The sequence below is a fragment of the Nocardia sp. NPDC005746 genome (assembly GCF_040630785.1).
GTDB lineage: Bacteria > Actinomycetota > Actinomycetes > Mycobacteriales > Mycobacteriaceae > Nocardia.
The window spans coordinates 362980-376020 of sequence record NZ_JBEXYE010000006.1; the positions used below are offsets into that span (position 1 = coordinate 362980).

Annotated in this window: 15 protein-coding genes; 9 read left to right on the forward strand and 6 right to left on the reverse strand. The window is 69.3% G+C overall.

The genetic code is table 11. The annotated features are described in order from the left end of the window. Positions 1-7: 7 nt before the first annotated feature. Positions 8-772 (reverse strand): precorrin-6A synthase (deacetylating), encoded by a 765-nt coding sequence (cobF, locus tag ABZ412_RS14865; protein WP_357280756.1) that lies wholly within the window; start codon positions 770-772, stop codon positions 8-10. A 20-nt stretch (positions 773-792) separates the two neighbouring features. Here cobF and ABZ412_RS14870 point away from each other — a divergent pair, with 20 nt between their 5' ends. The 5 genes from ABZ412_RS14870 to ABZ412_RS14890 all read left to right on the forward strand — a co-directional run bounded on the left by ABZ412_RS14870 (position 793) and on the right by ABZ412_RS14890 (position 4437). Next, positions 793-1599, forward strand: a complete 807-nt coding sequence (locus tag ABZ412_RS14870) for a thymidylate synthase (RefSeq protein ID WP_357280759.1) — start codon at positions 793-795, stop codon at positions 1597-1599. Beyond that, a complete protein-coding gene (locus tag ABZ412_RS14875; RefSeq protein ID WP_357280761.1) occupies positions 1596-2090 on the forward strand; it encodes a dihydrofolate reductase in 495 nt (164 codons plus the stop codon). Before ABZ412_RS14870 ends, ABZ412_RS14875 begins: the two co-directional genes overlap by 4 nt. A gap of 105 nt (positions 2091-2195) precedes the next feature. Beyond that, entirely contained in the window at positions 2196-2522 is a 327-nt protein-coding gene (locus tag ABZ412_RS14880; RefSeq protein ID WP_357091284.1) for a cupin domain-containing protein, read from the forward strand. Between the two features lie 74 nt (positions 2523-2596). Next, on the forward strand, positions 2597-3601 hold the full coding sequence (locus ABZ412_RS14885) for a Dyp-type peroxidase (RefSeq protein ID WP_357280764.1): 1005 nt from the start codon (positions 2597-2599) through the stop codon (positions 3599-3601). 38 nt (positions 3602-3639) lie between these two features. Next, complete coding sequence (locus ABZ412_RS14890) at positions 3640-4437, forward strand: family 1 encapsulin nanocompartment shell protein (RefSeq protein ID WP_357280767.1); 798 nt, start codon at positions 3640-3642, stop codon at positions 4435-4437. On the opposite strand, the gene ABZ412_RS14895 is transcribed toward ABZ412_RS14890, so the two are convergent. Then, a complete protein-coding gene (locus ABZ412_RS14895) occupies positions 4438-5424 on the reverse strand; it encodes a DJ-1/PfpI family protein (protein WP_357280770.1) in 987 nt (328 codons plus the stop codon). 134 nt (positions 5425-5558) lie between these two features. On the opposite strand from ABZ412_RS14895, the gene ABZ412_RS14900 reads away from it, so the two are divergent. Beyond that, the gene (locus ABZ412_RS14900; protein WP_357280773.1) at positions 5559-6149 is read left to right on the forward strand and encodes an isochorismatase family protein; all 591 of its coding nucleotides are present in this window, start codon (positions 5559-5561) and stop codon (positions 6147-6149) included. 4 nt (positions 6150-6153) lie between these two features. On the opposite strand, the gene ABZ412_RS14905 is transcribed toward ABZ412_RS14900, so the two are convergent. Together ABZ412_RS14905 and ABZ412_RS14910 are read right to left on the reverse strand one after the other, a co-directional pair. Further along, entirely contained in the window at positions 6154-6423 is a 270-nt protein-coding gene (locus ABZ412_RS14905; protein ID WP_357280775.1) for a YciI family protein, read from the reverse strand. After that, positions 6420-7802 (reverse strand): serine hydrolase domain-containing protein, encoded by a 1383-nt coding sequence (locus ABZ412_RS14910; RefSeq protein WP_357280778.1) that lies wholly within the window; start codon positions 7800-7802, stop codon positions 6420-6422. The genes ABZ412_RS14905 and ABZ412_RS14910 overlap by 4 nt, the downstream gene beginning before the upstream one ends. Before the next feature lie 158 nt (positions 7803-7960). Here ABZ412_RS14910 and ABZ412_RS14915 point away from each other — a divergent pair, with 158 nt between their 5' ends. Both ABZ412_RS14915 and ABZ412_RS14920 read left to right on the forward strand, forming a co-directional pair. After that, entirely contained in the window at positions 7961-8485 is a 525-nt protein-coding gene (locus ABZ412_RS14915) for a hypothetical protein (protein WP_357280781.1), read from the forward strand. Between the two features lie 42 nt (positions 8486-8527). After that, positions 8528-8923, forward strand: coding sequence for an NUDIX domain-containing protein (locus ABZ412_RS14920; RefSeq protein ID WP_357280783.1), 396 nt, complete (start codon positions 8528-8530; stop codon positions 8921-8923). A gap of 64 nt (positions 8924-8987) precedes the next feature. Here ABZ412_RS14920 and ABZ412_RS14925 read toward each other — a convergent pair whose 3' ends face one another. After that, entirely contained in the window at positions 8988-10655 is a 1668-nt protein-coding gene (locus ABZ412_RS14925) for an MFS transporter (protein WP_357280786.1), read from the reverse strand. A gap of 173 nt (positions 10656-10828) precedes the next feature. Here ABZ412_RS14925 and ABZ412_RS14930 point away from each other — a divergent pair, with 173 nt between their 5' ends. Beyond that, positions 10829-12163, forward strand: coding sequence for a TerD family protein (locus ABZ412_RS14930; RefSeq protein ID WP_357280880.1), 1335 nt, complete (start codon positions 10829-10831; stop codon positions 12161-12163). Positions 12164-12173: 10 nt separating this feature from the next. Here the strand turns inward: ABZ412_RS14930 and ABZ412_RS14935 are convergent, their stop codons facing one another. Beyond that, positions 12174-12863: a helix-turn-helix domain-containing protein gene (locus ABZ412_RS14935; protein WP_357280789.1), complete on the reverse strand. Its 690-nt coding sequence runs from the start codon at positions 12861-12863 to the stop codon at positions 12174-12176. Positions 12864-13041 lie beyond the last annotated feature (178 nt).

A 13041-nucleotide genomic window follows, 5' to 3' on the forward strand; every position in this document is an offset into this window, starting at 1 on the left:
GGATCCGTCAGAGGGAGCGGCGCAGGAGGTAGATGTCCATGATCCAGCCCTTGGCCTCCCGGAGCGCCGCGCGGCGGCGGGTGATGCGGGATTCGACGACCCGCAGCGGGCCTTCGATGACGACCTCGTCGGGCATGCCGAGGTAGGCGCCCCACCAGATGTAGATGTCGTCGCCGGGCAGCTGGGTGAACGAGCATTCGCCGTCGAGCATGACCAGGGTGGATTGACCGTCGGCCAGCCCCTCGTCCCGAAGTCGGCGGCCGGTGGTGATGTGGAGGGGTTCGCCGATCTCGTGCAGGACGGTGCGGTGGGCCGCGGCGAGGGCCTGCACGCTGGTGATGCCGGGAATGACCTCGTAGTCGAATTGGACGCGGCCGCGATCGAGGACGCGTTCGACGATGCGCAGCGTGCTGTCGTAGAGAGACGGGTCGCCCCAGACGAGAATGCCGCCGACACCCTCGGTTCCGGCGAAGGCCCGTTCCAGGAGTTCGGCGCGCGCCTCGTGCCAGTCGGCGACCACGCCCTGGTAGGCGGCGTCGGCGCCACGCGCGGGCACGCTGCGATCGCGCGGCGGGTCGGTGATCTCCACGACCGTGTGCCGATGCTGGACGTGTTCGGCCAGGATCGCCGCCCGCACGTCCGTGAGCTCCTGTTTCTCGGCTCCCTTGCCGATCAGGAAGAACACGTCCACCTGGCGCATCGCCTTGATGGCCTGCACCGTCACCTGGTCCGGGTCCCCCGCCCCGATTCCGATCACAAACAACTTTCGCACGGTGCGTAAGCTTGCCAGGCGTGGAGAGCGCCCGAGATACCCAGTACGAGGACCTGCTCCGACTGGTGCTGGAGTCCGGCACCCCGAAGGCGGATCGCACCGGCACCGGCACCCGCAGCATCTTCGGCCATCAGCTGCGCTACGACCTGTCGCAGGGATTTCCGCTGATCACCACCAAGAAGGTGCATCTCAAGTCGATCGTCTACGAGTTGCTGTGGTTCCTGCGCGGTGACTCGAATGTGAGCTGGCTGCGCGAGCACGGCGTTACCATCTGGGACGAATGGGCCGACAAGCAGGGCGAATTGGGCCCGGTCTACGGCGTGCAGTGGCGGTCGTGGCCGAGCCCGGACGGCACCCACATCGATCAGATCTCGCAGGTGCTGCAGACCCTGCGCACCGACCCGGACTCGCGCCGCATCATCGTGTCGGCCTGGAACGTGGCCGAGCTGGACAAGATGGCCCTGGCCCCCTGCCACGCGTTCTTCCAGTTCTACGTGGCCGACGGCAAGCTGTCGTGCCAGCTGTATCAGCGCAGCGCGGACCTGTTCCTGGGCGTGCCGTTCAATATCGCGAGCTACGCGCTGCTGACCCTGATGGTGGCGCAGCAGACCGAACTGCAGCCCGGCGAGTTCATCTGGACCGGTGGCGACGTCCACATCTACGACAATCACGTGGAGCAGGTGCGCGAGCAGCTGACCCGCGAGCCGTACCCGTTCCCGAAACTGCACCTGCGTCCCGCCCCCTCGCTGTTCGACTACGAATACGAGGACGTGGAAATCGAAGGCTACCAGCATCATCCGGCCATCAAGGCGCCGGTGGCGGTGTGAGCAGAACCGTCGGCCTGATCTGGGCGCAGACGACGCGGGGAATCATCGGGCGGGACAATACGATTCCGTGGCGGGTGCCCGAGGACATGGCGCATTTCAAGGATGTCACCTTCGGCCATCCGGTGGTGATGGGCCGCAAGACCTGGGATTCGCTGCCCGCCCGTTTCCGTCCGCTGGACGGCCGCCGCAATATCGTCGTGACCCGGCAGCCGGAATGGGCGGTGGACGGCGCGGAGCGCGCGGGTTCGCTGGCCGAGGCGCTGGAGATGACCGGCGACAAGTCGGTGTGGATCATGGGTGGTGGTGAGATCTACCGCGCGGCAATGCCTTTCGCGACCGAGCTGATGGTCACCGAGATCGACGCGGAGATCGACGGCGATACTGTCGCGCCGGCGATCGACCGGCAGTGGCGGGCCGAGGCGGCCGATTGGCGTGAGTCGTCGACGGGTCTGCGCTATCGATTCCGTCGTTATACCCGCCCGCGCGGATAACGGTCGGATTCCTCGTCCGGCAATTCCCGCACACACCGCGTCGAAACCGCCGAGCGCCCCGGGTGTGTCCGGCATACTCAGCGATACCCCGGCGAAAGGCAGTCCATGGACAAGAAGTCGCTGACCGCGGTTGCTCGCCAGCAGCTGAAGCTGGCCGCCACGGCCTCGAGCGGGCGTAGTTCGTCGACCATCTACGGCGGCCACGCGCATTCGCTGCGGCAGACGGTGATCGCGTTGACGGCCGGACAAACGCTGGCCGAGCACGAGAATCCGGGCGAGGCGACGCTCATGGTGATCAGCGGGGTGCTGGTGCTGATCAGTGGCGCCAACGAGTGGAAGGGCTCGGCGGGTGATCTAATCGTCATTCCGAACGCCCGTCACAGTGTGAAAGCCATCGATGACGTGGCGTTTCTTCTGACCGTCGCCAAGTAGCCGCCCGAGCCGAAATGCCGTGCGGGCCGTACCGGGAAGGCGGGCGGCCGGTGGTAGGGCCTAGGGTGGTTGCCATGGGTGAGCCACAGCCGATCCTCGACCCGCTCACGCCGGCAGCCATCTTCCTCGTCGTGACCATCGACGAGGGTGGCGAGGCGGTGACGCGGGATTTGCTCGCAGATCTGCCCGGGTTGCGGCGTTCCGTCGGTTTCCGGGTGCCCGGTTCCGGCCTCGCGTGCATCACCAGCATCGGGTCCGCCGCCTGGGACCGCCTGTTCGCGGGGCCGAAACCCGCACAGCTGCACGAGTTTCCGGGCTACCTGGGCGAGAAGCACCAGGCTCCGGTCACGCCGGGCGACCTGCTGTTCCACATCAAGGCCGAAACCCAGGACGCCTGTTTCGAATTGGCGATGAAGATCGCCGAGCGGCTGACCGGGGCGGGCACCATCGTGGATCAGACGGTGGGCTTCCGTTATTTCGAGCAGCGCGATCTGCTCGGCTTCGTGGACGGCACCGAGAATCCGGAGGGCGGGCTGGCCGTCACCGCCGCGCTGGTGGGTGACGAGGATCCCGAATTCGCCGGTGGCAGTTACGTGACCGTACAGAAGTACCTGCACGACCTGGATTCGTGGAAGGCGCTCTCGACCACCGAGCAGGAAAAGGTCATCGGGCGAACCAAACTCGACGACTACGAGCTCGACGCGGCCGAACAGCCCGCGAATTCCCATGTGGCCGTGAACGACCAGGACGTCAGCGGCAATATCGTGCGCGCCAACATGCCGTTCGGCTCGGTCCAGGACGGCGAGTTCGGCACCTACTACATCGCCTACGCCGATGATCCGGCCGTCACCGAGACCATGCTGACCCGCATGTTCCTGGGCAGCCCGGACGCCGCCTACGACCGCATCCTGGATTTCTCCACCGCCGTCACCGGTACCTCGTTCTTCACCCCGCCCGCCGAGTTCTTCGACGCGCTGCCCGACGCGCCCGCCCCGGCGGCGTTCGCGGCCGCGCCGGAATCCGATGGCGCGGGCGGCGGAAACGGATCGCTGGGAATCGGGACGCTGCGAAATCGTTGAGTAGCTACGAAATCGTCGAACCGGCAAGGAGCTGACGTATGAACAACCTGCATCGCGAACTGGCGCCGATCACCTCGGAGGCATGGAAGGCCATCGAGGAGGAGGCGACGCGAACCTTCAAGCGGCACATCGCGGGTCGCCGCGTGGTCGATCTGTCGGGACCGCACGGTGTCGACTACTCCGCGGTCGGCACCGGCCGCACCACGGCGATCGAATCCCCGGGCGATGGGGTGCAGGCGCGGCAGCGCGCGGTGGTGCCGCTGGTCGAATTGCGGGTGCCGTTCACCCTCTCGCGCACCGAGCTCGACAATGTGGAACGCGGAGCCCAGGACGCCGACCTGGACCCGGTGAAGGCGGCCGCCAAGAAGATCGCGTTCGCGGAGGACCGCGCGATCTTCGAGGGCTATCCGGCGGCGGAGATCCAGGGCATCCGGGCCGCCACCTCGTGCGAGCCGGTGAAGCTGCCCGGTGACGCGCGCCTGGCGCCCGAAGCGGTCGCGCAGGCCCTGAGCAAGCTGCGGCTGGCCGGTGTGGACGGCCCGTATTCGGTGCTGTTGTCGGCAGACCTGTACACCGCGGTCAGCGAGACCTCCGATCACGGTCACCCGATCCGCACGCACATCGAGCGGCTCATCGACGGCGAGATCATCTGGGCGCCGGCCATCGACGGCGCGTTCGTACTGTCCACGCGCGGTGGCGATTTCGATCTGCAGCTGGGCCAAGACCTGTCGATCGGCTATCTGTCCCACGACGCGGAGACGGTGCAGCTGTACTTCCAGGAGAGCCTGACGTTCCTGGTGTACACAGCCGAGGCGGCGGTCGCGCTCGAAGCGTGATCAGGTGATGCGGAAGCGGTTTCGATACTCCGTCGGCGTCGTGTCCAGCGTGCGCCGGAAGGCCCGGGTGAGGGTGTCGGTGGTGTTGAAACCGCTCAGCGTCGCCACCCGTTCCAGGGTGTGATCGGTCGTCTCGAGCTGATTGCGCGCGAATTCCACGCGCGCGGACTCGATGTAGGCGGCCGGGGTGGTGCCGAGGTCGGTCTTGAAGATGCGGGTCAGCTGCCGTTCGCTGACATGCGCCTCGGCGGCGAGGCCGGCGACGGTGAGCTGGTCGCCGATGTGGCGGGTGATGTAGTGCCGCAGGTCGTCGATGCGCCGCGTGGTCGAGATGGGTTCGAGTGACACGCTGAACTGGCTCTGCCCGCTGGGCCTTTTCAGGAACATGACCAGCTGCCGGGCCACCCGCAGTGCGAGGGCGTCGCCGAAGTCGTCGGCGACCAGGGCGAGCGCCAGGTCGAGGCACGCGGTGAGTCCCGCTCCGGTCCAGACGTTCTCGTCGCGGATGAAGATCGGGTCGGCGTCGACCTCGACGGCCGGGTGCTCGGCGGCGAGCTGGGTGGCGGTGGACCAGTGCGTGGTGGCGCGTCTGCCGTCCAGGAGTCCGGCATCGGCGAGGATGTGCGCGCCCACGCACACCGAGGCGACCCGCCGGGTCTGTCCGGCGAGTCTGCGCACCCACTCGACCACGGCCGGGTCGCTGAGCGCCCGCACCCGGCCGTCCGCGTCCACGTCGACCGCGCCGGGCACGACCAGGGTGTCGATGCCGCGGTCACCGATCTCGGCGAAGGTGATGTCGGGCAGCACCCGCACGCCCGCCGAGGTGGTCACCGGGTCGAGGGTCTCCGCGGCGAGCGCGACGCGATATCCGGTCTCCCCGTTCATCTCTCGCCGCAGCAGCGCGAAGACCTCGGGCGGTCCGGTCACGTCGAGCAGGTCGACGTGGTCGAACAGCACGATGACCACGAATCGTTCGATGGCGCCCACGGTCCTCCGTCTGCCTCCGGCAATGTCCGGATTTGCAGGTTACATGACATTTCCGACACGCCCGCGGGCTCATAGCGTGGACGACGTCCCCCGCACCAGGCGGCGCGGACGACGACACGACCGGAGGAAATCCCATGTCCGCCCAGACCCTGCGCGACCTCAGCGGCTTCGATCAGACCCCCGCCACCCTGGCCGACGCCACCCTGATCCTGGTGGACTACCAGAACACCTATACCCGCGGCGTGATGGAGCTGACCGGCTGGGAGCCCGCCCTCGACGCCGCCGCCGACCTGCTGGCCCGGGCCCGCGCCGCCGGCGCGGCGGTCATCCACATCGTGAACGACGGCGGCCCGGGCACGCCCTACGACATCACCGACGAGATCGGCCGCATCCATCCCCGGGTGGCCCCGATCGACGGCGAACCCGTTGTGGTGAAGACGGTTCCGAACGCCTTCGTCGGCACGGACCTGGCCGCGCACGTGGACGCGGCGGGCCACGAGAACGTCGTGATCGCCGGTTTCATGACCCACATGTGCGTCACCTTCACCACCGAGGGCGCTTTTCTGCACGGCAATCGCCCGACGGTCGTGGCCGACGCGTCCGCCACCCGTCCCCTGCGGTCGGCCGCCGGTGAGGTCGGCGCCGCCCAGTTGCACGAGAGCGCGCTGGCCACCATCGCCGACCTCTACGGTGTCGTGGTCGCCTCCGGCTCCGAGCTGAACTGACCGCTCAGACGAGCGCTTCCCGCCACGGTTTGACACGCCAGGCGCTGACCACGCCGTGCAGCACGAAGGGATCGCCCTCGGCGAACCGGCGGGCGGACTCCTCGGTGGTGAAAATGGCCATGGCGCCGTCGCTCTCGGCGTTCGAGAAGGGCCCGATCATGAGGAGTTCGCCGCGGTCGGCGAATTCGCGCCAGCGGGCACTGTGCGCCTCGAACCAGGTTGGCGCCGTGGTGGCGAAGTCGGGGGCCGAGTCGTAGAAGAGGACGAACTTCATGAGCGCTCCTCGGAGGGCTGGCGGGGCATCGCGCGGCTGGTGTGAAGGTAGCGCGTCCCGGCGTGCCCGTCGCCGTTGATCAGGCCGTACACGGTGTGGCGGCCGCGGATCGGGTGGGCGGCGATGAGCGCGTCGGGCCGCAGGTGCAGCACTTCGATGCGGTCGGGGACCGCGACCAGGGCGGCCTCCGTGGTGAGGGGTTTGGTGGAGAGCCAGGCGCGTCCGTCGGGGTCCACGTCGATGGCGTGCTCGTACATGGCGGAGCGGTAGCGGCCGCTGACGCGGACGGCGTCGACCGGTTCGGGGTGGGCCGGGGGCACCGGGCGGGCGGGCAGCCGGATGCCCGCGTGCTCCCACAGCAGGTCCTCGACCAGGTCCCGGTAGAGCGCGAACGCGCTCCCGCCATTGGCCAGCAAGGCGATCGCGACGCCGGAGGCGGGCGCGACGCGCAGGAAGGCGTTCTGGCCGAGGGTGCTGCCGTCGTGCCCGAACAGCCCGGTCGCGGTGTCGAACAGCTGCCAGCCCAGTCCCCAGTGGGTGCCGTAGCCGATATCGGGCACCTCGATGTGCGGCCGGGTCATCTCCCGGACCACGGATTCCGGGAGCACGGCGGTTCCGTCCGGGGCGCGCCCGCCGGACAGGTGCAGCCGGGCGAATCCCAGCAGGTCGCGCGCGGACATGGCCAGCCGCGCTCCGGCCGGGGCATTGGAGGCCGGGAGCGCCCACACCGGCGCGGGCAGCGGACCGGTCCCGGGCTCGAATCCGGTGTGCCCGACCGCGGCCCGGAACAGGATGGCCTCGTCGGCGTCGGCGGCCACCCGGGTCAGTCCGAGCGGCGTCACCAGCCGTTCTCGCAGCAGCGTGTCGAAGGGCTTGCCGCGCAACACTTCCAGGATGCGGCCGAGCAGCACGTACCCGCTGTTGCAGTAGGAGAACATGGCGCCGGGCCGGTGCACCTGCCCGGCGTCGGCGATGGCGGGCACGAAGTTGGCGACCGCGTCCGCGCCACGCCCGGTGTCGAGGAACAGGTCGCCGTCGATGCCGGAGGTGTGGCCGAGCAGCTGCCGGACGGTGATGGCGGCGGCCGCGGCCGCGTCGCGCACCCGGAATTCGGGCAGGTAGCGGCGTACCGGGGCGTCGAGGTCGAGCAGGCCCTCGGCGACGGCCTGCATGATCAGGGTCGCGGTCCACGGCTTGGTGATCGAGCCGATCTGGAACACCGAATCGGTGGTCGCCGCAACGCCGGTCGCGGTGTTGAGGACCCCGGCGGCCGCGTCGGTGATCCGGCCGCCGGACAGGACCGCGACCTGCGCACCGGGTACCCCGTACTCCTCGATCAGGTCGCCCAACCGGCGTTCGAGATCGACGGCTGGCACCATGGGTCGCTCCTTCGGGTAATGCTGACCCACACCGCCGGAGGCGGTAGGAGTGGGCACCGTAGGTTAGGTCGGCGACAGCGCCGGTGTCGAGATCGCCGGGCACCCGGGACCCGGGACGGGTACGGTGACGCGCAGTCGGTTGCGGGAGGCGATGAGCGATGGTGCGGGCGGGCGTGGTGCCGGGACGCCGGATTGCCGCTTACGCGGTGGCGGGCGTGTTCCTGGTCGCGGTGGTCTGCGCCGGCACGATCGGCGTCTTCGGGCCGAATCGGGTGTTCACAGGGTTGTTCTTCGGGGCGGCAGCCGCGGTGGGACTGTTGATCCTGCTGTTCGGGCGGGACGGGGTGGAGCTGACCGAGGCGGCGATCGTGCGCCGGACGCCGTGGGGCACGTCCACGGTGGCGTGGGATCGGGTGGTGGCGGCGCGGTTCGCGCTCGACGAGCACGGCCGCTGGACGCTGGCGCTGGACCTGACCGACGGCGACGAGCCGCATCGGGAGCTGGTGCTGCTGTCCATCCCGCCGGTGCACCGCCCGGTGGCCGGCGCCTACGACCAGCGCAAGCGCGAGCAGATCACCGAGATCCGAACCATGTTGCGGCAGCGACGGATTCCGGTGACCATCCTGCCGGAGATCGCCGAGGCGTTGCAGGAGTACTGGAAGATCGCCCCGCCCACGCGGTGATCCCCGGCGGGCCCGCATCGGTACCCGGTTAGGGTGGGTGCCGTGATTCGTACCGCGGCACTGGCGCACATCCGGGACCGCCGCATGCTGCAGACTCGGTCCGACGGCAAGACCGTCTTCTACATGGCGGGCGGCAAGATCGATCCGGGCGAGACCCCGGAGACGGCCCTGCACAGGGAGATTCGCGAGGAGCTCGGGGTCGGCACGGCCGGGGTGAGCGAGCTGGGCGTGTTCGAGGCCGAGGCGTACGGGCACGCGCCCGGCACCCGCCTGCACATGACCTGCTTCCTGGGCGAGCTCACCGAGGAGCCGCGGCCCTCGGGCGAGATCGCCGAACTGCGCTGGTTCACCCTCGCCGAGTACGCCGCCATGGACGAGGTCGCTCCCGGTTCGCTGCTGGTCTTCCAGCACCTGCACGCGCTCGGCCTGATCGACTGATCCCGAGAACCGGTATGACGTGACCGGAGACGTCGACCCGTTCGTCCGGCCCGCGCCGGGACCGTCAGCTGTTCTGATCGTCCCCGGTGCCGTCGGACAATGCGCGCGAGTCGTCGGGCGGCACGTTGTCGGCGGTCCCCGTGTAGGGCCGGTTCGGGATGCGGGTGGCCGCGGCCAGGCCCACCAGCAGGAACAACGCGGCGGCCAGCAGGGTGGTGCGGGTGGAGTCGGTGAAGGCCCGGCTCAGCGCGTCCGCGATGGCCGCGCCGCCCCCGTGCTCGCGCACCCCGGGAATGGCGCCACCCGCGGATTCCCGGGTGGCGGTGGCGAGGGTGTCGGCGACGTTCGGCGGCAGATCCTTGACCGCCGAGAGGCGGCTCGGCAGATCGTGCGCCAGGGCCGCGGACAGCAACGCACCGACGACCGCGGTACCGAAGGCCGACCCGACCTGCCGCACCGTGCTCTGGGTCGCCGAGCCCTGACCCGAATTGCGCGGCGGCACATCGGCGAGCACGGTCCCGGTCAACTGGGCGGAGGCCATCCCGAGCCCGATGCCGTACCCGATCAGCAGCACGGCCAGCCACCAGCCGGAGATGTGCGGGGTGACGAACAGCGCGGCCAGGGCCACCGCGACGACCTCGAAGGCGAGGCCCAGCTGCACCACCCGCACCGGCCCGTAGCGCCGCACCAGCCCTTCGGCGATCCCCGCGGCCAGGAACGCACCGACGGCCATGGCGGCCAGGACGTAGCCCGCGCCGAGGGTGGACAGCCCGAGCACGTTCACCATGAACAGCGGCAGCACGAACAGCAGGCCGAATTCGCCCAGCGCCACCAGGAACGCGGTGATATTGCCCCACCGGAAGCTGGGTATCCGGAACAGCGCGGGATCCAGCAGCGCGGAGCGTCCGATCAGATGGCGATGCTGTTCCCACTTCACGAACAGGTACAGCGCCAGCACACCCAGCACCAGCAGCACCGGGATCGGTGAGATGGGTGCGCTGACCGGCCATTTCCATCCGGCGATCGGGAACTCCCGCAGCGGTTTCCACCAGCCGTAGGTCTGGCCCTCGATGAGCGCGAACACCAGCAGCGCGAAACCCATTGCGCTGAGCAGGAATCCGTCCACGTCCAGGCCGGGCGCGTTCTTGCCGGTGCGGGTCTCGGGCACGAACAGCACCAGCCCGATCAGCACCACGATGCCCAGCGGGATGTTCACCAGGAAGATCCAGGGCCAGGTGAAGTAGGTGGTGAGCCAACCGCCGAGCAGCGGCCCGATGGCGGCGACACCGGAGATGACCGAGCCCCACACCGCGAAGGCGATGGCCCGGTCGCGGCCTCGGAACAGCGCGTTCACGGTGGCCAGCGTGCCGGGCATGACGCCCGCCGCGCCGATGCCCTGGATGACGCGTCCGAGGATGAGGGGTCCCGCGCTGTGCGCCCGCGCGGCGAGCAGGCTGCCGAGCAGGAAGACGATGACGCCGGCGGCGAACATGGTGCGCCGCCCGAGCCGGTCGCCGAGCCGGCCGCTGGTGATCAGCAGCGCGGCCAGGACCACCGCGTAGATGCTGTTGATCCATTGCGCCTGAGTGAAATTCAGACCGAGCTCGTCGATGAGGACCGGCAGTGAGACCGAGACGATGGTGCCGTCGAGCACCACCATGCCCAGGCCCAGCGCCAAGACGCCGAGGGTGATCCACTTCTTGCGCCCCAGATCGGGCCGAATTTCCGTCATCCGTCGCTCCCGCCGCTGAACAGTTGTCCGTGGACGCCGATGTTTCAGTTAGCCACCTATGCGCGAAATGTCCGTTGATCAGTGTAGGCCGAGGGTATTGGACAGCTGAACATTAGCCGGTCGGAAAGGGGGAACGGTGCATGCCGGAATCGGATAACTTGGAAATCGTGTCGATGATGAAGGGTTCCAACGTTCCGGTGGCGGCCTCCGAGGTTCGGATCGAACTGGGCTGGGAATCGGGACCCGGGGTCCCCGACGCCGACGCCTCCGCGCTGCTGCTGGCCGGTGGGCGGGTCCGCTCGGACGCCGATTTCGTGTTCTACAACCAGCCCGCGCACGCCTCCGGCGCCGTGCACCACCGGGGCAAGCAGCCCGGACCCGTGGTGGTCGACGCGCTGTCGGTGGATCTGCCGCGCGTGGAGCCGCAGATCGACAGCATCGTGCTGGCCGCCTCCGCGGACGGCGGCACCTTCGCCCAATTCCGGGGCCTGCACGTGCGTTTGGTGGATGCCCGCGGGATGGAGCTGGCCCGGTTCGACAGCGCCGACGCCACCTCCGAGACCGCGTTCGTGCTGGGTGAGCTGTACCGCCGCGACGGGGGCTGGAAGTTCCGCGCGGTCGGACAGGGCTACGCCTCCGGACTCGCCGGACTCGCAACCGATTACGGCATCACCGTCGACGATGCGCCCGCCCCGCAGCCGATTCCGCCGCAGCCGGCCGCTCCCCCGCAACCGTTCACACCGCCGCCCGCGCCGCAGCAGTTCGCGCCGCCACCGCCGCCGCAGCAGTTCGCTCCCCCGCCCGCGCCGCAGCAATTCGCGCCCCCACCGCCACAGCAGTTCGCTCCCGGGCCGCCGCCCGCGCCCGCGGCGCGGGTGAACCTGGCCAAGATCTCGCTGACCAAGGAGGCCCCCGCGGTCTCGCTGACCAAGGCGGGCGCGACCGGCGGCATCATGCGGGTCAACCTGAACTGGTCGGTCCCGAGTTCGGGCGGCCTGTTCGGGCGCAAACGCGCGCAGGGCGGCCTGGATCTGGACCTGTGCGCCTTCTGGGAGCTGACGGACGGTTCCCGCGGCTGTGTCAGCGCGCTGGACACGTTCGGCAATCTCACCAAGCCGCCGTTCATCGCGCTGGATCAGGACGACCGCACCGGCGGCAGCGCGACGGGCGAGAACCTGGCCATCAATCTGGACCAGACCGCGGCCTTCCGCCGCGTCCTGGTGTTCGCCTCGATCTACGAGGGCGCCCAGGATTTCCGTGGCGTGCACGCCACCGCGACCCTGTTCCCGCGCGACGCCCCGCCGATCGAGATGGAAGTGGGCGGCTGCCAGGACGATTCGCGCGAGATGGTGCTGGCGCTGATCGAGAACATCGGCGGCGAGCTGGTGGTGCGCCGCGAGGGCCGGTTCATCCGACCGCCGGAGGGCCGCAAGTTCTGGGGCAAGATGGCGGTCGATCAGGCCTACGGCTGGGGCCTGAAGTGGGGCACCTCGAAGGGCAAGTCCTGAGCCGACCGGCTCAGTTCGACGGCGCCCGGTGTACCGCCGGGCGCAGTTCGCGCGCCAATTCGAGTGCGGCGAGCCGGTTCTCGGCGAGCGGGCCGGTCCAGCAGAGCAGCCGCAGGATGGCGTCGGGGATGAGTTGTTCGGCGTACTCGGGCGCCGCGCCCTCGTCGGAGCGCATATTGATCACCGATTCGACCAGCCGGAACGGCAGTCGTTCGGCGCCGGCGACCGCGCCCGTCGCGGCCTCGGCGATGACGGCGGCGGCCAGGGTCTCGTAATGACCGCGCAGTTCGTCGCGGCGTTCCCGGAAGCGGGCGAAGCGTTCGCTGCGCAGCTCGGGTAGTAGGTACAGCGCGCCGAGGTTCCAGCGGCCGGCGCACAGCTGACTGACGTCGAACCAGGCCAGCGCGTAGAGCCGCACGGCGGCGGGTTCGGGACGTTCGGCGAGGGTGCCCGCCAATTCCAGTGGTGCGGTGACCGTTTCGGCGAGCAGCGCGTCGAGGATGTCGTCCTTGGCGGCGAAGTGGTGGTACAGCGAGGCCTGCCGGATGCCGACGGCGTCGGCGACCGCCCGGGTGGAGGTGTTTCCGTACCCGTGGCTGGTGAACAATTCGGCGGCGGCGTCGAGGATTTCGGCACGCGGCGTCTGGCCCGCGCGCCGACGCGGTTCGAGCCTGGGCCGGCCGGGTCCGAGTTGGGTCACCTTTTCATTCTGTCCTACCGTCACCGCGACCTGGCGGGTGAGGTTCCTGTCACTTGATAGAAATACCGGCAATGCAGAAGTTACGGCGGGCCACGCACCCGATACATCGGCGTCACCGGAGCGGCGATCGCGGATGGAAACCTTTCAATCGATAGATATTCGCCTCGGGAAAGACTCA